Origin of the sequence: Novosphingobium sp. FKTRR1 (assembly GCF_020404405.1) — a bacterium.
Taxonomy (GTDB): domain Bacteria; phylum Pseudomonadota; class Alphaproteobacteria; order Sphingomonadales; family Sphingomonadaceae; genus Novosphingobium.
This window is the reverse complement of sequence record NZ_JAIZDA010000003.1, coordinates 356,315-377,615: the sequence shown is the minus strand read 5'-3', so window position 1 is coordinate 377,615 and position 21,301 is coordinate 356,315. Positions and strand designations below refer to the sequence as shown.

General features: G+C 64.7%; 23 protein-coding genes. 4 read left to right on the top strand and 19 right to left on the bottom strand.

What is annotated here, in order from left to right:
• Positions 1–115 precede the first annotated feature (115 nt).
• From LDN95_RS05435 to LDN95_RS05345, 19 genes are all read right to left on the bottom strand, one after another.
• Complete coding sequence (locus LDN95_RS05435; RefSeq protein WP_226016627.1) at positions 116–1,663, bottom strand: FadD3 family acyl-CoA ligase; 1,548 nt, start codon at positions 1,661–1,663, stop codon at positions 116–118.
• Between the two features lie 29 nt (positions 1,664–1,692).
• Positions 1,693–2,895 (bottom strand): acetyl-CoA C-acyltransferase, encoded by a 1,203-nt coding sequence (locus tag LDN95_RS05430; RefSeq protein ID WP_226016626.1) that lies wholly within the window; start codon positions 2,893–2,895, stop codon positions 1,693–1,695.
• Positions 2,896–2,907: 12 nt separating this feature from the next.
• Positions 2,908–3,285, bottom strand: a complete 378-nt coding sequence (locus LDN95_RS05425; RefSeq protein WP_226016625.1) for a steroid Delta-isomerase — start codon at positions 3,283–3,285, stop codon at positions 2,908–2,910.
• Positions 3,286–3,358: 73 nt separating this feature from the next.
• Positions 3,359–3,838 carry a MaoC family dehydratase gene (locus LDN95_RS05420; RefSeq protein ID WP_226016624.1) on the bottom strand — a complete coding sequence of 160 codons (480 nt, stop codon included), beginning with the start codon at positions 3,836–3,838 and terminating at the stop codon, positions 3,359–3,361.
• Positions 3,839–3,840: 2 nt separating this feature from the next.
• Positions 3,841–4,626: an SDR family oxidoreductase gene (locus LDN95_RS05415; RefSeq protein ID WP_226016623.1), complete on the bottom strand. Its 786-nt coding sequence runs from the start codon at positions 4,624–4,626 to the stop codon at positions 3,841–3,843.
• Positions 4,627–4,666: 40 nt separating this feature from the next.
• Entirely contained in the window at positions 4,667–5,845 is a 1,179-nt protein-coding gene (locus tag LDN95_RS05410; RefSeq protein WP_226016622.1) for an acyl-CoA dehydrogenase family protein, read from the bottom strand.
• On the bottom strand, positions 5,842–6,909 hold the full coding sequence (locus tag LDN95_RS05405) for an acyl-CoA dehydrogenase family protein (protein ID WP_226016621.1): 1,068 nt from the start codon (positions 6,907–6,909) through the stop codon (positions 5,842–5,844). Before LDN95_RS05405 ends, LDN95_RS05410 begins: the two co-directional genes overlap by 4 nt.
• 1 nt (position 6,910) lies before the next feature.
• On the bottom strand, positions 6,911–7,816 hold the full coding sequence (locus LDN95_RS05400) for an SDR family oxidoreductase (RefSeq protein ID WP_226016620.1): 906 nt from the start codon (positions 7,814–7,816) through the stop codon (positions 6,911–6,913).
• 11 nt (positions 7,817–7,827) lie between these two features.
• Positions 7,828–8,280: a nuclear transport factor 2 family protein gene (locus tag LDN95_RS05395; protein WP_226016619.1), complete on the bottom strand. Its 453-nt coding sequence runs from the start codon at positions 8,278–8,280 to the stop codon at positions 7,828–7,830.
• Between the two features lie 12 nt (positions 8,281–8,292).
• A complete protein-coding gene (locus LDN95_RS05390) occupies positions 8,293–9,444 on the bottom strand; it encodes an acetyl-CoA C-acetyltransferase (RefSeq protein ID WP_226016618.1) in 1,152 nt (383 codons plus the stop codon).
• Between the two features lies 1 nt (position 9,445).
• Complete coding sequence (locus LDN95_RS05385; protein WP_226016617.1) at positions 9,446–10,468, bottom strand: acyl-CoA dehydrogenase family protein; 1,023 nt, start codon at positions 10,466–10,468, stop codon at positions 9,446–9,448.
• A 19-nt stretch (positions 10,469–10,487) separates the two neighbouring features.
• Complete coding sequence (locus LDN95_RS05380) at positions 10,488–11,648, bottom strand: acyl-CoA dehydrogenase (protein WP_226016616.1); 1,161 nt, start codon at positions 11,646–11,648, stop codon at positions 10,488–10,490.
• The gene (locus tag LDN95_RS05375; RefSeq protein ID WP_226016615.1) at positions 11,648–12,403 is read right to left on the bottom strand and encodes an enoyl-CoA hydratase family protein; all 756 of its coding nucleotides are present in this window, start codon (positions 12,401–12,403) and stop codon (positions 11,648–11,650) included. Before LDN95_RS05375 ends, LDN95_RS05380 begins: the two co-directional genes overlap by 1 nt.
• Positions 12,394–13,488 (bottom strand): nitronate monooxygenase family protein, encoded by a 1,095-nt coding sequence (locus LDN95_RS05370; RefSeq protein WP_226016614.1) that lies wholly within the window; start codon positions 13,486–13,488, stop codon positions 12,394–12,396. The genes LDN95_RS05375 and LDN95_RS05370 overlap by 10 nt, the downstream gene beginning before the upstream one ends.
• Positions 13,488–14,387 (bottom strand): enoyl-CoA hydratase, encoded by a 900-nt coding sequence (locus tag LDN95_RS05365; RefSeq protein ID WP_226016613.1) that lies wholly within the window; start codon positions 14,385–14,387, stop codon positions 13,488–13,490. The genes LDN95_RS05370 and LDN95_RS05365 overlap by 1 nt, the downstream gene beginning before the upstream one ends.
• Entirely contained in the window at positions 14,384–15,187 is an 804-nt protein-coding gene (locus LDN95_RS05360; protein ID WP_226016612.1) for a CoA-transferase subunit beta, read from the bottom strand. Before LDN95_RS05360 ends, LDN95_RS05365 begins: the two co-directional genes overlap by 4 nt.
• Positions 15,187–16,068, bottom strand: a complete 882-nt coding sequence (locus tag LDN95_RS05355; RefSeq protein ID WP_370631651.1) for a CoA transferase subunit A — start codon at positions 16,066–16,068, stop codon at positions 15,187–15,189. Before LDN95_RS05355 ends, LDN95_RS05360 begins: the two co-directional genes overlap by 1 nt.
• Complete coding sequence (locus tag LDN95_RS05350) at positions 16,065–17,012, bottom strand: VOC family protein (RefSeq protein WP_226016611.1); 948 nt, start codon at positions 17,010–17,012, stop codon at positions 16,065–16,067. The genes LDN95_RS05355 and LDN95_RS05350 overlap by 4 nt, the downstream gene beginning before the upstream one ends.
• A gap of 5 nt (positions 17,013–17,017) precedes the next feature.
• Positions 17,018–17,773, bottom strand: coding sequence for an SDR family oxidoreductase (locus LDN95_RS05345; RefSeq protein WP_226016610.1), 756 nt, complete (start codon positions 17,771–17,773; stop codon positions 17,018–17,020).
• Between the two features lie 203 nt (positions 17,774–17,976).
• Between LDN95_RS05345 and LDN95_RS05340 the strand changes: the two genes are divergently transcribed.
• Genes LDN95_RS05340 through LDN95_RS05325 form a run of 4 tightly spaced genes read left to right on the top strand, consistent with a single transcriptional unit; the run spans position 17,977 to position 21,301 of the window.
• A complete protein-coding gene (locus LDN95_RS05340) occupies positions 17,977–19,191 on the top strand; it encodes an acyl-CoA dehydrogenase family protein (protein ID WP_226016609.1) in 1,215 nt (404 codons plus the stop codon).
• A 13-nt stretch (positions 19,192–19,204) separates the two neighbouring features.
• Positions 19,205–20,029, top strand: coding sequence for an alpha/beta fold hydrolase (locus LDN95_RS05335; RefSeq protein WP_226016608.1), 825 nt, complete (start codon positions 19,205–19,207; stop codon positions 20,027–20,029).
• Positions 20,022–20,516, top strand: a complete 495-nt coding sequence (locus tag LDN95_RS05330; RefSeq protein ID WP_226016607.1) for a flavin reductase family protein — start codon at positions 20,022–20,024, stop codon at positions 20,514–20,516. Before LDN95_RS05335 ends, LDN95_RS05330 begins: the two co-directional genes overlap by 8 nt.
• Entirely contained in the window at positions 20,513–21,301 is a 789-nt protein-coding gene (locus tag LDN95_RS05325; RefSeq protein WP_226016606.1) for a fumarylacetoacetate hydrolase family protein, read from the top strand. The genes LDN95_RS05330 and LDN95_RS05325 overlap by 4 nt, the downstream gene beginning before the upstream one ends.

Sequence of the window (21,301 nt, the reverse complement as noted above, 5' to 3'; positions counted from 1 at the left end):
AGCGCAGGTTGCGCATGGTCGCGCTGCCTGCAGTCGGCGTTTTGTGTGTAGGCTTTGATGTCAGCGCCCCCACCAGCGCACTCCCCTGTTTCGGCAAGGAATTTGTCCACGCCGCCTAGTCACGCAGTTCGGTCTTGAGCACTTTGCCTGCGGCATTGCGCGGCAGGTCGTCAACGATCACGAAGCGGCGCGGCACCTTGTAGTTGGCCATGTTGGCCTTCGCCCAAGTTGCCAGTTCAGGTTCGGTTGCATGCGTTCCCGGCCGAAGAACGACGAAAGCCTTGCCCACCTCACCCATGCGCTCATCGGGCACGCCAACGACCGCAACCACACCGATGACGGGGTTCGCGGTCAGCAGTTTCTCGACTTCGGCCGGATAGACGTTGAACCCGCCTGAGATGAACAAGTCCTTCTTGCGGTCGGTTATGGCAAGATAGCCATGCGCATCGATGGTGCCGATATCGCCGGTGTGCAGCCAGCCGTCGGCATCGATCGCCTCGGCTGTTGCCTGCGGATCATCGAGGTAGCCGCGCATGACGGCATGACCGCGCACCAGCAACTCGCCCGGAGTGCCGGCTGGCTGGTCGTTTCCGGCATCATCGACGCACCGCACCGCGATCCCGGGCAGCGGATAGCCGCACGTGTTGGCAACCGTGTGCGCATCATCGCCCTGCCGGGTCATGGCAATGGCTCCGCATTCGGTCATGCCATAGCCGTTGACGATGTTGGACATGCCCAGTTCACGGCGCATCCGTTCCACCAATGCGGGCGGCACCGGGGCCGCGCCGGTCACGGCAACCCGCAGCGACGAGAAGTCGCGCGGTTTATCGCCCGCCAGTTCCTGCAACAGCATCTGATAGATGGTCGGCGGCCCCGGAATGAAGGTGATCCGGTTCTCCTCGATCTGTCGCACCATCTGCGCCACGTCGAACGTGGGCATCGGCACGATTGTCGCGCCGCGCAACAGGCAGGCCGCCCAGCCCGCCTTGTAGCCGAAAGTATGGAAGAACGGATTGACGATCAGGTAGCGATCGCCCGCCCGCAGATCGACGCGGGTTGCCCAATCGCCGAACGTCTGCGTCACCTGCCGATGCGCGGTCAGCGCGCCTTTCGGCCGGCCGGTGGTGCCCGAAGTGAAGATGATATCGGCGATATCGTCGGGCGAAAGGCGCGCGAACGCGGCTGCGACCGCTGCGTCGTCGGCGCCGCTCCCACGCGCAACGAACGCCTCCCACGCCGTGTCGATGTGCACGGTTTCCCGCAAGTCCGGCAGGGCTTCACCCGCGATCAGCGTGGCATAGTCCTGATTCAGGAAGTCAGCGGGGGCAAACAGCAGCTTGACCCGCGACCGGCGCAGGATGTCGTCCGCCTCGGCTCCCTTGAACCGGGTGTTCAGAGGAACGATGGCCGCCCCGACGATCTGCGCCCCAAGCGCGGCAAGCATCCACTCGCGAGAGTTGGGTGCCCAGATCGCCACCCGATCGCCATGGCCCACACCGCTGGCCAGCATGGCCGAAGCCGCAGCGCGGGCATCGGCCCACACTTCGGCAAAGGTCCATGTCCGCTGCCCCACGATCAGGCCGGGCGCATCGGGCCATTGTTCGGCAGCAGCCCGCGCTGCTCCCGGAATGGTTGCAGGCCATTTGCCCATCGCGTCGCTCATGTGTCTCTCAGATCCCCTGTGGAGCCGTCTCAGGCGACTTCGAACAGTCCGGCAGCCCCCATGCCCCCCGCCACGCACATCGACACGACGACGTACTGGAGCCCCCGCCGCTTGCCCTCGATCAGCGCATGGCCGACGAGACGCGAACCGGTCATCCCGAACGGGTGGCCGATGGCGATGGCACCGCCGTTGACGTTGAGCCGCTCGGGATCGATGCCCAACTTCTGCTGGCAATAGACCGCCTGCGATGCGAACGCCTCGTTGATCTCGAACAGGCCGATGTCATCGAGCTTCACCCCTGCGCGATCGAGCAGCTTGGGGATGGCGAAGACCGGGCCGATGCCCATTTCGTCCGCGCCGCAACCCGCCACCTGAAACCCGCGATAGATGCCCAGCACCGGGCGCCCTTCAGCCCGCGCGGTTGCAAGGTCCATCAGCACTTGGGCCGAGGCGCCATCCGACAACTGGCTGGCATTGCCTGCCGTCACGTGGCTGCCCTCTGCAACGACCTGACCGTTCTTGAACACCGGCTTGAGCCCCGCCAACGCCTCGTACGTCGTTCCCGCGCGAACGCCTTCGTCCTTGGCCAGCGTGACCTCTTCCTTGCCGGTTTCGTTGCCTTCCTTGTCGAACAGCGCCTTGGTGACGGTGACCGGCACGATCTCGTCGTCGAACTTGCCCGCTGCCTGCGCGGCGGATGCGCGCTGTTGCGACAGGGCGGCAAACCGGTCTTGCTCCTCACGACTGACACCATAGCGTTCGGCGACGATCTCGGCCGTCTCGATCATGGCCATGTAGGCATAGGGGTCATGCGCCTTGACGAATTCGGAGCGGTTGCGGAACGCGGGCGCGTGGCGGTTGAGGGTCAGCGAGATGCTTTCCATGCCCCCTGCCACGGCCACGTCGATTTCGTTGCACATGATGCCCCGCGCGGCGAGCGCAATGGCGTTGAGACCCGATGAACACTTGCGATCGAGCGTGAAGCCACCGGTCGTGTCGGGCAGGTTGGACGCATGGACCGTCAACCTGCCCAGATTGTAGCTCTGCGTGTTCCAATGGTTGCCGACGCCCAGATAGACGTCATCCACCCGCGCCGGGTCGATCCCCGCCCGATCGAGCGCGGCATTGACCACATGGGCCGACAGGACCGGCGCCTCGGTATCGTTGAAGGCACCGCGATAGGCTTTGCCGACGCCAGTTCGCGCGGTGGAAACGATGGCAGCTTCACGCATATCAAAATCCTCTCAGGCAAAGCCGTGCATGTTGGCCGGGCCCCAGAAGGCCCGCATTTCGATGACTTCGTTGTCTTCGTTGAACTTGAAGGTATCGATCACGTCGATCTGCCGGTGCGATCCTTCCCAATGCAGATGCACCGAAAAGGGGAACGCCGCATAAGCGCCAGCCACGCGAACCGGACCCTCCAGCTTGAGCTTGGCGCCGGTCTGCATGGACCCGGCGTAGAACGCATGGATAGCCTCACGACCGTGCTGGATCGGCGTGCCGATCGGATCTTCGACCGTGGCGTCGGCAGCAAACAGCGCCGTCACCCGGTCGGCACTGCCGACCTCGAACGCGGCGACGTATTCATGGACGGCGGCTTCCATCTTCGCTGGATCAGGCATCGTTCTCTCTCCTTTTTTCGGCAGGCCGTTTTTCGGCAGGCCCTTGGCCGGCAGGCGGTTTGTCGGCAGGCGCTCAAGCGGCTCCATGGTTATCTGGCGCCGGAAAATAGCGGCTGATCGTGTCCAGTACGCAGGCCGGCTTGTCCTGACCCTCGATGCCGACGGTCACGCGCACGACCGACTGGATCGCGCCCTTCACTTCCTCGACCGAAACGATTTCGCCGGTGGCGCGAATGCGGCTGCCGACCTTGACCGGGTTGAGGAACCGCAGCCGATCTGCGCCGACATTCACCGCATGGGCAAAGCCGCGTACCTCGATCAGTTGGGGCAGGAAGTGGTTGACCAGACTGAGCGTCAGGTACCCGTGGGCGATGGTCCCGCCGAACGGTCCGTCCTTTGCCCGGTCGACGTCCACATGGATCCACTGGTGATCGCCGGTCACTTCGGCGAACCCATCCACTCGGTCCTGCCCGATCGCCAGCCAGTCGGTCGGCCCCAACTGCGTGCCTTCCTTGCCGACCAGATCGGCCGGGCGTGCGAATACTTCCGTCATCGTCATGCCCTCTGGCTGGAAACCGGCACGATCTCGCCGGTCATGTAGGAGGAAAGGTCGCTGGCGAGGAACACCATGACGTTGGCCACCTCCCACACTTCGGCCGGGCGGCCATAGGCCTCGGTCTTGACCAGTTCTGCCAGCCGCTCCTCGGTGGTCACTTTGGCAAGGAACGGGTGCATCGCAAGGCTGGGCGCCACCGCATTGATCCGCACGCCGTGATCGGCCGCCTCCAGCGCGCTGCAGCGGGTGAAAGCCATGACGCCAGCCTTGGCCGCCGCATAGTGCGCCTGCCCCTTCTGCGCCCGCCAACCCAGCACCGAAGCGTTGTTGACCATGACACCCGACCTTGCCGCATACATGATCGGCAGGAACGCGCGGGTCATGCGGAACAAGCTGGTCAGCGTGACATCGAGCACGCGGCTCCACTGATCGTCGGTCATATCGACAACATCGACCTCGCCCCCCAGCCCGGCGTTGTTGATCAGCACGTCCACTTTGCCCAGCGCGGCGACGGCGGCATCACGCAGACCCTGCACGGCGGTTTCGCTGGTAACATCGCACACGAACGTGGCGGGTCGCTCGCAGCCGACTTCGGACGCGATGCGGTCGGCCGCCTCTCCCAAACGGCGCTCATGAAAATCACTGATCAGCACGCGTGCGCCCTCTTCGGCGGCGCGCTTGGCCACGGCAAAGCCGATACCGGTGCCGGCAGCGGCGGTGATGACCACGGTCTTGCCCTTCAGCAGGCCAAGCGGCGTGGGATAGGCGGGGACAGGAACGCTCACAGGGCACCTCGGGGCATGGTTCGGGGAAATTCCGGCAGGATCACTGCGCACCGCGCGGTTCACGCGGCAGGCCAAGACCGCGCTCGGCGATCAGGTTGCGCTGGATCTGGTTGGTGCCGCCGTAAATGGTGTCAGCGCGGCTGAAGAGGTACATGTTCGGCAATGTCGACCAGGCGTAGTGATCCCCATCGGCCACTTCGGCGCCCTGCCCGAGCACGTCCATCGCCAGTTCACCGAGATTGCGCCGCCAGGTGGCCCACTGGATCTTGTAGGTAAGCGCGGCGCCATCGATGGCCGAAGGATCGCCCTGAGACAGCATCCGCAGCGCGCCGTACCGCATCAGCCGCAAGCCGATTTCCGCCTGCGCCAGCCGCTGCCGGATCACCGGATCGCGCGCCTTGCCGTTGGCCTGCGCCGCATCGATCACGGCATCGAGTTCATTGCGGAACTGCATCTGCTGGCCGAGCGTCGACACACCGCGTTCGAAAGCCAGCAGCGCCATCGCCACCTTCCAGCCATCGCCCGGCGCCCCCAGCATGGAATCGGCTGGGCAGCGCGCGTCGGTCAGGAACGTCTCATTGAACTCGGCCTCGCCGTTCATCTGGCCGATCGGCCGGATCTCGATGCCGGGCTGGTCCACCTCCATCAGCAGAAACGAGATGCCCTTCGGCCCTTTCGAGCCTTCCTCGCTCCGCGCGACGACAAAGATCATGTCCGAGTAATGCGCCAGACTGGTCCAGACCTTCTGCCCGTTGACGATCCATTCGCCGCCTTCGAGCCGTGCCCTGGTCTTGACGTTGGCCAGATCGGACCCGGCATTGGGCTCGGAATACCCCTGACACCAGATCTGCGTACCCGCCGCGATACCGGGCAGGTACTTCGCCTTCTGCGCGTCGGAACCGAAGGTCAGGATCGTCGGCCCGGCCAGTTCGACCCCGATGTGGTTGATGCGGTTGGGCGCTCCGGCACGCGCGTATTCCTCGGCAAAGATCACCTGTTGCGCCAAAGTCGCGTCCCGACCGCCCCATGCGCTGGGCCAGCCGATGCACGACCAGCGGTGCGCCGCCAGCTGCTGTTCCCACTCCTTGCGCCGGGGGATGGCATCGCCAAGGTTGGGAATGCCCCGGATGTCGGCAAAAGGCCCGGTCATCTGCTCTTGCAGCCAGCCTGCACATTCGCTGCGGAATGCCTCGTCGGCGCTTGAAAAGCCAAGCTTCATGCCACTGCTCCCAAAATCAATCGCGCCACTTGTTCGCGGTGCCACTGGCTGTCGCCCAGCATGCTCATGATCGAGCGCGCACGCTTGAAGTAGAGGTGCGCATCATGCTCCCACGTAAAGCCGATGCCGCCGTGCAGCTGGATCATGTTGCCGGCGCACATGTGATAGGTATCGGCGCAGAACGCCTTGGCCGCATGCAAGGCCAGTGTCGCCTCATCGCTACCCTCGTCGATCGCGCAGGCCGCCCAATAGACCGCCGAGCGCGCCTGTTCGATCTCGATCATCATGTCGGCCAGACGGTGCTTGTATGCCTGAAACGAGCCGATCGGACGGCCGAACTGCACCCGTTCGCGCGAATAGGCGACGGTGCGGTCCAGCGCGGCCTGCGCGCCGCCCAGCGCTTCGGCGGCAAGACACAGCCACCCGGCCGCCAACGCCGCTGCCATCGCGGCGGTTCCGTCCGCCAGCGGCTCGGCGCCAACTTCGGTCAGGACGATGGTGGCGAGCGGTCGCGTCTGGTCCATCGTGACATGGTTGGTCGCGACCACGCCTTCGCCGCGCAAGTCGACGAGCCAGGCATCATCGCCGGTATAGACCAGCAGGATATCCGCAGCGCCACCGTGCGGCACGAACGACAGCGTTCCGCTCAGCAGACCGCCAGAGGCGTGCAGTCCCTCGCCCCATGCCGCAGCAGCGATCACGTCGCCATTGGCAAGGCCGGGCAGCCATTCGGACTTCTGCACATCTGATCCGCCTGCCGCGATGGCACGGCCGACCATGGCCAGCCCCAGTAACGGCATGGCCGCAACATGAGCCCCGGCAGCTTCGGCAACCAGCGCAAGTTCCAGAATGCCCAGCCCGGCACCGCCATGGTCCTCGGGCAGGCCGACGCCTGCAAGGCCGAGTTCGCTGGCGAACGCATGCCACAACGCCCGGTCGAACCCCGCGTCGGCACCCGTCGCCTTCATGGCGGCACGGGTGCGCGCGCTGGTCGCGTTTTCGGCAAAGAAGGCGCGGACGGTATCCGCGATCATGGCCTGCTCTTCGGTGAAGGCGAACTCCATGTTACGCTGTGCCCCATACCTTGCGCGGTGCCACCCGCTGATCGAGCAAGCGGTCGACCACGTCACCCACTTGTGCCGGTTCCCAGCGCGCTTGCTGATCGACGGACGGACCTTCGCGCCAGCCATCTTCCAGCATGATCTTGCCACCTTCGAGTTCGAACACGCAGCCGGTCACGTGTGCGCTATGCGCACTGCCGAGCCAGACGACGGTCGGTGCGACATTCGCCGGGTCCATGGCATCGAATGCGGCCGCTTGCGTGGCCATCTTGTCGGCAAAGGCCTGCTCGGTCATGCGGGTGCGGGCCGACGGCGCCAGCGCGTTGGCGGTGATGCCATAACGCCCCAGTTCGGCCGCCTGCACCAGTGTCAGTGCGGCGATGCCGCCCTTGGCCGTGGAGTAGGCCGCCTGCGCGATGCTGCCCTGCAGCCCAGCGCCCGACGAGGTGTTGATGATCCGCGCATCGGGATCGCGACCGTCCTTCTGTTTGGCGCGCCAATAGTTCACGGCATGCCGCGCGATGCAAAAGTGCCCGCGCAGATGCACGTGCATGGTGGCGTCCCATTCCTCTAGCGTGGCCGAAACGAACATGCGATCGCGCACGATCCCGGCATTGTTCACCACCACGTGCAGGTCACCGAAGGCGTCTAGCGCGGCATCGACGATGCGCTTGGCCGCATCCCAGTCGGTGATGTCTTCATAATTGGCAATCGCCTTGCCCCCTGCGGCAACGATCTGGGCCACGACCCCATCGGCGGCGCTGGTATCACGCCCTTCCCCGCCCAATGACGTGCCGATGTCATTGACCACGACGTTGGCGCCTTCCGCCGCGAACGCCAGCGCATAAGCGCGACCAAGGCCGCCGGCTGCACCGGTGATGATGACGGTACGGTTGTCGCAGATACCCACGATGCTCTCCTTCAGGATGCTTGCGCCGCGACCGGCAGCAACAAGTGCTGCGACAGGTCGCCAACGAAATCGATCAGCGAATAGTCGCGCGTAGCGAACCGCCACGCGTCATTTTCGCGCACAAAACTGTCATGATAGCGTCCCGCACAGATCGCCTGGAGCGGCAACGCGGGCGTTTGCTGGAACACGGTATAGAGCGAACGGCAAATCGCCGTGCCCGCAACGTCGTCGACCATGATGATCGGATTGGTGATCACATGCTTGGTGCGCGGCGTGCCGCAAGGGTGGATGCGGACAAACGCGCGCCACTGGGCCAGCATTGCCGCTGCGCCTGCAACCTCATGACCATCGGCAAGCATGACCCGCGCCTTGTCGAACATGGCGGCAACGTGCTCCAGTTCTCCGGCGTCCATCAGTTCGGCATACCGGTAGAGCAGATTGGCGATATGGGTTTCCGGGCTCATGCCTTGGCCGCCCTAAAGCCGCTCGATGATGGTGACGTTGGCCTGCCCGCCACCTTCGCACATCGTCTGCAGGCCATAGCGGCCCCCGGTCCGCTCTAGCGCGCCAAGCAGCGTGGTCATCAGCCGCGCGCCGGTGGCGCCCAGCGGGTGGCCCAAGGCGATAGCGCCGCCCTGCACGTTCACCTTGTCATGCGGGATGCCAAGCTCCTTCATCCATGCCAGCGGGACCGAGGCGAACGCCTCGTTGCATTCGAACAGGTCGATGTCGGCCACCGTCATCCCCGCCTTGCGCAGCGCGTGCTGGGTGGCCGAAATCGGTGCGGTCAGCATCCATACCGGATCGTCGGCGCGGACCGAGAGGTGGTGCACCCGCGCGCGGGGTTTCAGCCCATGCTCCTTGACCGCGCGCTCGCTGGCGATCAGCAAGGCGGCCGCGCCGTCGCAATTCTGGCTGGCCACGCCTGCGGTGACTGCCCCGCCTTCCTGCACCGGCTTGAGCGCGGCGAGCCCTTCGAGCGTGGTCGCCGGGCGGATCGTTTCATCGTCCTCAAGCCCGGCAAGCGAAGCGATTTCGCCCTTGAACCAGCCGGCATCGGTGGCCGCCTGCGCGCGCTGGTGGCTGGTCAGTGCAAACGCCTCCATATCGGCGCGGCTGATCCCCCACTTGTCGGCGATCATCTCGGCCGACGCGATCTGGTTGAGCAGCCCGTCGCCATAGCGCGCGCGCCATGCGGGCGATCCGGTGAAAGGGTCGCCGAAACCATACGGTTGCCCGGCGAACATCGCAGCGGAAATGGGGATGGCGTTCATCGCCTGACTGCCGCCGGCGATGACCAGATCCTGCGTCCCGCTCATCACGCCTTGCGCGGCGAAATGCAGAGCCTGTTGCGATGACCCGCATTGACGGTCCACCGTCGTGCCCGGAACGTGCTGCGGCAGCCCTGCGCACAGCCACACGGTGCGACCGATGTCACCCGCCTGCGGGCCGATCGTGTCGCAGCACCCCCACACCACGTCATCGACCAGATTGGGGTCGATCCCGGTCCGCGCGACCAGCGCCTTGATCGGGTGCGCACCAAGGTCTGCGGGGTGAACAGCGGCAAGGCTGCCCTTCTTGCGCCCGATGGGCGTGCGCACGGCATCGACGATATAGGCTTCGGGCATGTCAGGCCTCTCTGGCAAAAGTCTGGTCCGGCCCGACAGGCCGGTTGAACAGGCGGTGCGCCACGCGGGCGCGGTGGAAGGCCGGGGTGCCCCAGCTTCCGGTCAGGGCAAGCGCTCGCTTGAGGAACAAGTGCACGTCCACTTCCCACGAATACCCCATCGCGCCGTGCACCTGGATCGCGGCGCGGGCTGCTTGATCGGCAGCTTCGAGCGCGACAAGTCTGGCGTGACTGGCACGGGCACGCGAATAGACGTCGCGCTGGTCCACCGACGCCGCTGCCGCGGTCACCACCGGCCGCGCGAACTCGATCGCGGTCTGGGCCGAGGCGAGGTGGTGTTTGACCGCCTGGTAGCTGCCGATCGGCTTGCCGAACTGCTGGCGATCCCTGGCATAGGCGACGGCCAGATCGACCGCGCGCTGGGCAAGCCCGATGCCTTGTGCGGCGGCGAACACTGCGGCGCGATCTGTCGCCAAAGTCCAGTCAGCCGGTCCCAGATCCTCGGCGTCGGCGGGGTTCCACGCCACGCGGAACACCCGGCGGAGCGGATCGATAGTGCTCGCAGGCGTCAGAAAGACCGCATCCGCCCGCGCGAGGTAGGCCCGACCATCCCTTTCGAAAAGGATGGCGCTAGCAACATCGGCGCTCGCCACCACCGGATTGGCGGCAGGGGCTATGGCGATGATCGCGGCAGGATCGGCCAGCAGCGCGTGGCCGGGGGACAGAGCCGCGAGCATCGGCGCTGCAATTCCGGCACTTTCGACCAGCGGTTCGGGCAGGGCGACATACCCGGCGGCTTGCGCGATCAGGGCAAAGTCCAGTTCGGTCAGGCCAAGGCCACCCTCGCTTTCGGGCAGCATCAGCAAGGTAAATCCGTTCTCGACGATTTGCGCCCAGCGGTCGGCAGCGAACGCCACCCCCTGTTCCATCATCTTGCGCCAGTGGTCCGGCGTGCAGGTATCGCCGAACAAGGTTGCGGCGGTTTGCGCGAACATCTGCTGTTCGTCGGTCAGGGTGAAGTCCATCGGTCGTCTCCCTCCCCGATCAGCGCGGCAGACCGAGCATGCGCTCGGCGATGATGTTGCGCTGGATCTCGTTCGAACCGGCGTAGATCGGCCCGGCCAGCGAGAAGATGTAATCGTCGAGCCATTCATGCGCGCCGGGTTCTGGCAGCAGTTCTGCATCGGGGCCCAGAATGGCGAGCGCGGTCTGGTGCAGATGGATGTCCATCTCGGACCAAAAGATCTTGTTGGTGCTTGCCTCCGGCCCGATTTTTGCTCCGGCCATCAGGCGCGAAGCCGTCTGGTAGATGTTCAGGGCATAGGCCTCGGCATTCATGAACGCGCGCACGACATCGGCTTCCAGCGCGGGATCGGCCCCCGCACCTCCGGACGTTTCCTTGCGGCTCTGCCAAAGGTCCGCCAATGCCGCCGCCGCCACCTGATAGCGCGCAGGCGAGCGCAGCATCAGGCCCCGCTCGAACCCGGCGGTCGCCATGCAGATGTGCCAGCCCTGCCCTTCCTCGCCCAACAGGTTGAAGGCGGGCACGCGCACGTCCTCAAGGAAGATTTCGGCAAAACCGACGTGACCGTTGATCTTGCGGATCGGATTGCGGGTGACGCCCGGCTGATCGAGGCGGAAGAAGATCAGGCTCATCCCCTTGTGCCGCTCGCTGCCCGGTTCGCGGAACAAGCCGAACGCCCAGTCGGCAAAGGCCGCGCGGCTGGACCAGATCTTGTGTCCGTTCAGGACATAATCGTCGCCGTCCCGCGTGGCAGTGGCGCGCACCCCGGCCAGATCGCTGCCCGCCTGCGGTTCCGACCAAGCCTGCGCCCAGATTTCCTCGCCGCTGGCCATCGGCGGGAGGAACCGCTGCTTCTGTTCGTGCGTCCCGAATTCCATCAGCGTGGGGCCAAGCAGGAACACGCCGTTCTGGTTGACCCGCCCGGGCGCTCCCGAACGGTAGTATTCTTCCTCGAAGATCAACCACTGGATCAGGTCGAGCCCGCGCCCACCGTATTCCTTGGGCCAGGTCACCATGCCCCAGTCGCCGCTTTTGAGCGTGGCTTCCCACGCGCGGTGCGCTTCAAAGCCGGCGCGGGTGGCGTCGTAATGCTCAAGCGGATGCGCCGGAACATGAGCTTCCAGCCACGCGCGCACTTCGGCGCGGAAAGCCTGCTGTTCGGGAGTGTATTCCAGCCGCATCAGAACTTGGCCGCCTTGCCCGTCTCGACAAAGGCGTCGCGCGCGCGCTGGCTGTCCTCGTGCATGTACATTTCCAGCGTGAAGCCCTGTTCCCAGCGATAACCGCGATCGACATCGCGCGGTTCAAGGCCGTTCAGCGCCTCCTTGGCGATAACCAGCGCCTTGCGGCTCTTGGCGGCGATGACCGCGCAGAATGCATGTGCCTCGGCCACCAGATCGGCGCGCGGAACGACCTTTTCGATCGCCCCCAGCCGCCATGCCTCTGCCGCCGGAATGGTCCCCCCGGTAAAGAAGGCGGCGCGCACCTTGTGCAGCGGCAACATGCGCGAAAGATGGCTGGCGCCGCCCATTGCGCCGCGATCGACCTCGGGCAGCGAAAAGAACGCATCGTCTGCCGCAAGGATCACGTCAGCCGCGCCGCAGATGCCGATGCCGCCGCCGATCACGAACTTGTGCGCGGCCACGACCACCGGGATCTCGGCATCGCGGATCGCCTTGAAGGTCAGGTAGTTGCCGCGATTGAGCACGGTGATCCGCTCTGGGTGCGCCTGCATCTCCTTGATGTCGACGCCGCCGCAGAAGCCGCGCGACGTCTCGGCAGCGCGGATCAGCACCAGATTGGCAGCGGGATCGGTGGCAGCGGCGGCGATGATCGCTGGCAAGGACATCCACGTCTCGCTGTCGAATGCATTGACCGGCGGCACGTCGAACACGATTTCGGCGATGCGGTTGTTGACGGTGAGCGTTATCGGCATGGGTCTGCAATCCTTGAATCTTCGCCGACGCGCAGCGCGGCCAGCCGGTCGCGCGCTTCGGCCATGATACGATCGACCAGTTCCTGACAGGTCGGCACTTCGGTGATCCGTCCGCCAACGACGCCCGTGGCCATCACGCCGTGTTCGATGTCGCCATCGACCACCGCTTTCTGGATCAGCATGGGCATCGTCGCCGCCATGATCGCCTGCCGAAGCGGCACATCGCCGTGGCCGGTCATGCCGCGCGCGGCCTTGATGAAATGCAGCCAAGACGCGCCGGTCTGGCGCTTCATCTCGCGCCCCGCCTCGAACGCGCGCAGCCACATGCCGATCGTGCCCGACTTCTCGATCCGGTCGAGCAGCGCGGTGCGCACCATGCGCTGCGGAATTCCGTCAAGCTTGGTCGTGACCACGATGCCGTCTGTGCTCGCCTTGAGATAGACGGCCTTGGCGCTGTCGGGCACCGGACTTTCGCGCGTCAGCAAGAAGCGCGTGCCCATCGCGATACCCACCGCGCCATAGGCCAGCGCGGCGACAAGCCCGCGCCCGTCGGCGAAACCGCCACTCGCAATTACGGGAACCTGCACCGCGTCGAGCACCTGAGGCAACAGGATCGTGGTCGGCACCGAACCGGTGTGACCACCACCTTCACCACCCTGCACGGTCACCATGTCGACGCCCAGTTCGACCATCTTCTGCGCGTGTTTGACCGCGCCGACGGTCGGGATGCACAGGATACCGGCGTCCTTGAACCGCCCGATCATCTTGGCGTTCGGGCCACGACCGAAACTGACCGCGCGAACCTGTTCGCTGTTGGCCAGGATCAGGTCGACGATCTGGTCGGCGCCGGGCTGGAACGAATGGAAGTTCACCCCGAACGGCTTGTCCGTACCCCGGCGCACGGCCAGCAGCTTCTCGCGGCATTCATCGGGCGTCATCACCGCCGCGCCAAGGAAGCCAAAGGCCCCGGCATTGCTGCTGGCGATGACAAGGCTCGGCTCCGCCACCCAGCCCATCGCGGTCTGGATGATCGGGACGGCGCAACCGAGCCGTTCCACCAGTATCGTATGCAGCGGATCGGCCATCAACTTGCGCCCGATTCCCGCTTGTTGGCGGCGGCGGCAGACGCCCCGCTGACCCCGGCGATCGAGTTTCCGGTAACCAGATCGTTCTGGGCATGGGCGAAGTGATGCATGTGGAACACCGCATCCATTGCCGCGCGCTTTCCGCGCAGTTCCTCGACATGGTTGACCGCCTGTTTGGTCAGCCAGTTGCCCAATCGCCCCTGCCCGGCGAGCTTTGTGGCCCAGGCCTCGGTCGCGGCGCGCAGTTCGGTGCGGGGCACGATCTTGTTGACCATGCCAAAGCTGTAGGCCCGCGACGCTGGCATGCGTTCGCCCAACAGCAGGAATTCCTTGGCCACACGCGGCGGCAGTTCAAACGCATGGGCAAAGTATTCGACGCCGGGAATCCCCATCAGCGGGTTCACCGGATCCTGAAAGAAGGCGTCCTCGCTCGCCACGATCAGGTCGCAGGCCCACGCCAGCATCAGCCCTCCGGCAACGCAGGCACCCTGCACCATGGCAATGGTCGGCTTGGAAATGTCGCGCCAGCGGCGACACATGCCCAGATACTGCTCCTGCTCACGCGTATAGAGCAGCTCTGCGCCCGGCTTGTTGGTGTGCGGAGGCAGCATCAGCCGCTTGTCGAATTCGTGGTGCAGGTCGCGGCCGGGTGTGCCGATGTCGTGCCCGGCGGAAAAATGCTTGCCATTGCCGGCCAGCACGATCGCCTTGACCGCATCGTCCTGAACCGCGCGGTTGAACGCATCGTCCAGCGCATAGGTCATCTGGCCGTTCTGGGCATTGTTGAACGCCGGGCGGTTCATGGTGATCCACGCCACTGCGCCGTCCACCTCGTAAAGAACGGGGCTGTCGGTTTCGTAGGCGATGTCCACGGCTTTGGGTTCGACAAGATCGTTCATGACGTCACCTCGCTGGGCCGGGCCACGGGATTGTCCTTGATGACACCGGACCGGATGTTGTGCGGATCAAGGCTGGCAATGATCGCCAGAGCCTCGGCGTCGGGCAGAGGCGTTTCGGGCAGAGTGTCGGCGCGATGGAGCGCAAATCCGGTGGCCGCCTGCACGTCCTCGAACGTGACTCCGGGGTGCAGCGAAACGACGCGGATGGCGTTCTGCGGCCCCTGAAAATCCATCACGCACAAGTTGGTGACGATGGTGCGCAAGTTGACGGCGGAATAATTGCCGCCAGCCACGCGCTTGGCCGGATTGTAACCGACGCCCGAAATCATGTCGACTTCACCGGGCACGAACACGCGCGGCCCATGTGCGGGGAAAAAGAACGAATTGGGGTGATGGATGGTGTTGCCCGGAAAGCCGCGCACGCCCAGCATCTGGGTCTTGGGCTGGCGATACGTGCCGCCCATGTACGACAGGTTGATCTGGCCGAACCGGTCGATCTGGGTAGGCGTGACCATCGCATGGCGCCGTCCCGACCAGACCGCCGCATCGAAGAAGCGCGAGAACGGCAGGTAGCCCGCAGGCTTACGGTCATCGTACCGGCGCGGGCCCAGTGGCACCGGCTGTTCGACCAGATAGCATTCGCCATCGGTCATCATCAGTTCGGGGCTGTGGGTCAGCTTGGCAAGGCCAGCGGCAAGGCGCGGCACGGGGCCAACCCCGGTCGCCACGATTTCGCCATTGCCGCGAAACGCTTCCGAACACGCGAATATGCACAGCTCTGCAAGGGTGATGTCGCTCATCAGAAAATCGGCAGCGGCAAAGCCGCGACCGCCTCCTTTCCGCCAAAAGTTGCAAGATAATCGGCCTCGGTCGCCCCGACGAAGCGGTCCTTGACCGCATTCCAGTCGCCCGGATCGCGCGCGGCGTCGGCGTAAGCCTTGAACGCCTTCATGTCCCAGCCATAGTGCGGCGGCATCGAGCTGGGATGGGCGCCGGACGGCAGTTCGACCACACCCGAAACGAAGCAGCGCTCGAACAGGTTGGCCTGCGCATTGTCGGGATAATGGTCTTCCATCCGGTCGACCAGTTCCTCGCAACTGACGAAGGACTTGGTGGCGGCTCGGGCGAACCATTCGTCGTAATAGACGTCTGGCCCGAACACCTGCACGTTACCGCGCCAGTCGCTGCGGTTGACGTGAATCAGCGCCGCATCGAGCCGCAGCGCGGGCATGGCGATCAGGGTTTCGCCATCGGCATAGGGGCTTTGCACCGTTTTGAGCCCGCCAAGTTCGGCAAGGTCGGTGCCCAGCCCGACCCGCGTCGGCAGGAACGGCAACTGGAACGCAGCCGCCTTCAGGCCCCATTGGAACATGCCCTCGTCCAGTTCGAGGACGTCGATCTGGCCAGTCTCGCGGGCCTTGCGGAACCATGGCTCAAGCGGGATCGCATCCAGCGACACGAAGGCGAACACCACCTTGCGCACTTTTCCCGCCGCGCACAGCATGCCGACATCCGCGCCGCCATAGGCCACAATCGTCAGATCCTTCAGATCGGACCGCAGGATTTCGCGCACCAGCGCCATCGGCTTGCGCCGCGGCCCCCACCCGCCAATGCCGAGTGTCATGCCGTCGGACAATTGCGCGACGACCTCGGCCGCGCTCATCCGCTTGTCGAGTGTCACGCCTTTTCTCCTTGTGAGGCTTGTTCTTGCTGCGCCGCCTGTTCTTCCATGGCTTTCTGCCAAGCCCAGACATGCCCCCACTCGCTCGGCTGAAGATGGGCGGTCGGCACCCATGTCACCGGATCGATGACCAGCGGATCGGCACCGATCTCAAGGTCGAAACCCGACGGGGTCTGCATGTAGAAGCCGAACGTCTGGTCATTGACATGCCGACCGATCGAGGCGCTTTCCGGCACTTTGTTCAACCGCATGCGGTCATGGCATTTGCCCACGTCGCTCTGCGTCTTCATCTCGAGCATCAGATGGACGCAGCCCGAAGGTGGAACCGGCATCTGCCCGAGCGCGACCGAATGATGCCGGCCATTGCGCGCGTGCATGAAGGCAAAGCCCATGCCCGGATCGTTCGGATCATCGCTGAAATGGAAGCGCGGCACGTCGGTGTCGCCAAATCCGATGGCCTTGTAGAAGGCATAAGTCTCGTCGAAGTTGGGCGCGGCGAACACCGCGTGGCCCATGCCCATTTCGCCGGTGACGAAACCGCTTACCCCCGCTGGCGAGACGAACGCGACATCATCGCGGCGATCACCGTGGAAGAACTCAAGCCCATTGCCCGCCGGGTCGCTCGTGCGGAAGAACGCAGCAACGCCGCGCCCCGCGGCCTCGTCGGCGGTTCCAGCCACGACCGGTCGGCCCAGCGCGACGATCTGCGCGCGCAGCGCCTCAAGTTCGGCAGCGTCGTCCACTTCGTAAGCGGCGGCAAACAGCCGCTCGTCGGCTCCAGCTTCGATCCGAAAGCGGAACGGCCGGTCGTCGATCCGGTACAGTGCCGCGCCATCCGGGGTGTGGCCGGCGGCCATCACGCCGACGACTTGCGTCAAAAAGCGGTCCCATTCCGCCTGTTTGGCCGTCGTGATCACGACATAGCCGAGAGCCTTGATGCCCATGGCCTTCAGTTTCCTTTCACAAGATCGAGGAAGTAGGGTCGCTCGCCGCCGCCATCGACGTTGATGCGCGCACCGCTTACCCATGACGCAAGACCCGAACACAGCCACAGCACGGCCCCGGCTACATCGTCGCCGCGCCCCATGCGCTGCAGCGGCAGCGAACGCGCAACGGCGGCCTGCGCGGCCTCGTCGCCATAAGTCTCGTCGCTGGTCTCGGTCTGCATCAGCCCGACGATGATCGCGTTGACGCGGATGCCGTCCGGTCCCCATTCCTGGGCGAGGCTTTGCGTCAGGCTGAGCAGCCCGGCCTTGGCCGCACCATAAGCGGCGGTCATCGGCGAGGGGCGGATGCCCGAAACGCTGGCGATGTTGACGATGCTTGCGCCGCCTGCTGCCAGCAAGTGCGGATATGCAGCCTGTGACAGATACATCGCCGAATGCAGGTTCAGCTTCAGGATCGCGTCGAAGAAGCGTGGCGAGGCCGTGGCGGCGGCGGCTTGTGGTGAACCACCCGCATTGTTCACCAGAATGTCCAGCCGCCCGTGATCGCGCGCCACCGCGTCGACAAAGGCCTTGGCCTGTTCGGCATCGCGCACGTCGACGGCATGAAAGTCCATACCCGCCGGCAGGTCGTCGGGACGATTGCGACCGCACACGATCACGCGCGCCCCGGCCTGGACCAGCGCCAGCGCGATGCGCGCGCCAAGCCCGCGGGTGCCGCCGGTGACGATGGCCACCCGCCCCGCAAGGTCAATCGACATATCCGTGTTTCCTATGCCCGTCACGGGGCCCGTTCTCCCACCATCGCCGCACTTGAAATTCATTCCGCAGCGGATTCGAATTTGCACATATCGAAAGCCGTATAGCTTTTCAATTGACGATTTGCGTACCACATGGCAATTCAAATTACGCGAGCAGCAAGATTTTGCTGCAAAATGATTCGACCGAGGGAGAGAAAACGAAGATGGCCAGCGCAGCCACTTTGCCAGTTGCGGAGATCAGCATCCCCACCCCCGGGCAGTTGCTTGATCGCGCCCGCGCGATGGTCCCCACGCTCAAGGAGCGAGCCCGCAAATGCGTGGCCGAGCGCGATGTTCCGGCCGAGTCTATCGCCGAGATGCAGGAGGCGGGCTTCTTCAGGATCCTCCAGCCCAAGCGCTGGGGCGGCTATGAAATGCATCCCAACGCCTTTTACGATGTGCAGAAGGCTTTGGCCGAAGGCTGCATGTCCACCGGCTGGATGTACGGCGTGGTCGGCTGCCACCCTTACGAGATCGCGCTGTTCCATGAAGAAGCGCAGGCCGAAGTCTGGGGTGACGATGCCTCGACCCTGGTATCCTCAAGCTATCAGCCGGTCGGCAAGGTGACGGTGGTGGATGGCGGCTTCCGCCTGTCGGGCCGCTGGGGCTTTTCCACCGGCTCGGTCCATTGCCAATGGGTCGTGCTCGGCGCGCTGGTCCCGCCTGCTGAACAGGGTGGTGCACCCGATATGCGGGCGTTTCTGCTGCCGCGCAGCGATTATACGATCGACTTCGACAGTTGGCATGTCTTTGGCCTGCAAGGCACCGGCAGCCACGACGTGATCGTGGACGACGTGTTCGTGCCTGCCCATCGCACGCACCGCTCGATCGATGGTTTCCTCTGCCGGAACCCCGGCCAGCAGACCAATACCGGCGCGCTGTACACGCTGCCTTGGGCGCAAGTGTTCATGCGCTCGGTCTCGACCGCCGCATTCGGGGGCGCACGCGCGGCGATCAATGCCGCCATCGACATCGCGCAAAGCCGCGTTTCGACGAACACCGGCAAGGCGTCGAAAAGCGATCCCTTCCTGCTCGCGGCGATCTCGAAGGCGCACGCGCAAGTGGTCGAGATGGAGCAGACCCTGCGTCTGACCTTTGACGACCTGATGGCTTATGCGAACCGGGGGGAACCGATCCCGATGGAGAAGCGCACGCTGTTTGCCTACAATTCCGCCACCGTCGTGCGCCGCATGGCCGATCTTGTCGATGACATGGTGCAGTTGCTGGGCGGTCGGGCGATCTACACCTCCAGCGCGATCATCCAGCCCTGGCTCGATCTCAACGCCGGTCGTGCGCACGTGGCTAACGATCCGAACAACCGCACGACCGATCTGGTCGGCGGGATACTGGGTCAGGCGCCAACCTTCACGTTCCTTTGATGAGGTCTGAGGCATGACTGAACTTCGGCAGGCAACCTATCGTGTTGCGGGCGGCTACGACATCCATGTGAGCGAGGCTGGCGATCCGGCAGGCCCGGCGGTTGTATTCCTGCACGGCAGCGGGCCGGGGGCATCGGGCGCATCGAACTTCCGCGGCAACATCGCGGCATTCGCACAAGCCGGATACCGCGTGATCCTGCCCGACCTGATCGGTTATGGCGCGTCATCAAAGCCGGAAGGCATTGATTACACGCTGCAATTGTTCACCAATACGGTTTACGATGCCCTGCGCCAGCACGGCGTGAGCAAGGCGCATCTGGTCGGCAATTCGCTGGGCGGCGGGATCGCCTTGTTGCTGACGCTGGACCATCCCGAATTTTCCGACAAACTGGTGCTGATGGCGCCGGGCTGCGTGGCCGAACGCGAAAGCTATTTCGTCATGCCCGGCATCGCCAAGATGGTGTCCAACTTCGGCGGACCGGACTTCAATCTGGCCGAACAGAAGCGGCTGGTGTCCAATCTGGTGCACCCGGACTTCGCGCCCAACGTCACCGATGCTTTGGTCGAGGAACGCTTTGCCGTTGCGCGCACCCAGCCCAAGGACGTGCTGGTACGGATGCGCACGCCCGATCTTTCGCCGCGTCTTGGCGAAATCGACAAGCCGATCTTCGTGTTGTGGGGTCTGAACGACGAATTCTGTCCTGAAGCACATTCACGGCTGTTCCTCGATCACTGCAGCGATGTGCGTACCGTCACGTTTGGCCGCACCGGCCACTGGGTGCAGGTGGAGCGCGCAGCCGAATTCAACGCTTATGCGATCGATTTTCTCAATGGCTGAAGGGTATCCGCTTAACCCTGATACCCTGCCAGCGGTGTTTCGCGCGGCGATGCGCCGGCTGGCAGCGTCGGTCGCAATCGTGGTCGCGCAAGGTGCGGACGGTCCGGTCGGGATGGCTGCGACTTCGATCACCTCGCTGACCGTCGATCCGCCGGCCGTGCTGGTCTGCGTCAACCGCGCGACCAGCCTGCATGCCCTGCTCGAACCGACGGCACCGCTGTCGGTCAACTTGCTGTCCCGCCACCAGCAGGCCGTATCGGCAGCCTTTGGCGGCGGCGTTCCGCGCAGCGAACGCTTCAAGGTCGGCACGTGGAGCACCGGGCTCAATGGCTTGCCCTTGCTGGATGAGGCACAGGCCAACTTGCGCTGCGTGGTCGATGCGATGCTGGCCTATGGCACCCACAGCATCGTGATCGCGCGCGTGCTTGAGGCGCAAGTCAGCGAGACCGTTGCGCCACTCATCTATCAGGACGGGGCCTATCTGTGAGCAAAGCCGAAGATTTTGGTGGCGCCTTGTATCGCGCACTGCGCCAACGGCATACGTTGCAACCGCTGATCCAGCAGGACCCGGCGCTCACCATCGATGATGCCTATGCAATCAGCCTGAACTTCCTGTCGCGTCGCCTGGCCGATGGCGAACGGATCGTCGGCAAGAAGATCGGCGTCACCAGCAAGGCGGTGCAGGACATGCTCGGGGTGCACCAACCCGATTTCGGTTTCCTGACCGACTGGATGCAGGTTGACGGCGATATCGATATCGACGGCAAGGCGCTGATCGCGCCGCGCGCCGAGGCGGAGATCGCCTTCATCCTGAAAAGCAGCCTCAACGGTCCGGGTGTGACCGCAGCCGATGTGCTGGCGGCCACCGCCTCCATTGCTCCCTGTTTCGAGATCGTCGACAGCCGTATCGCCGACTGGAAGATCGGCATCGTCGACACAGTGTCCGACAATGCGTCCTGCGGTGTGTACGTGGTCGGCAAAGAGCGTCTCGATCCGGCCGGACTGGACCTGCCCAACCTGCACGTCGCGGTGACCAGGAATGGCGAGCCCTTGTCCGAAGGATACGGCCACGCCGTTCAGGGTGATCCTGCGCAGGCAGTGGCGTGGCTCGCCAACACGCTCGGCGCCTATGGCGTGACGCTCGATGCCGGGGACGTGATCCTGTCGGGCAGTCTCGTTCCGCTGGCCCCGGCGGCAAAGGGCGATCGCTTCGAAATGACCTTGAGCGACGATACCGGCCCGTTGGGCACGTGCGTCGCCAACTTCGTGTAA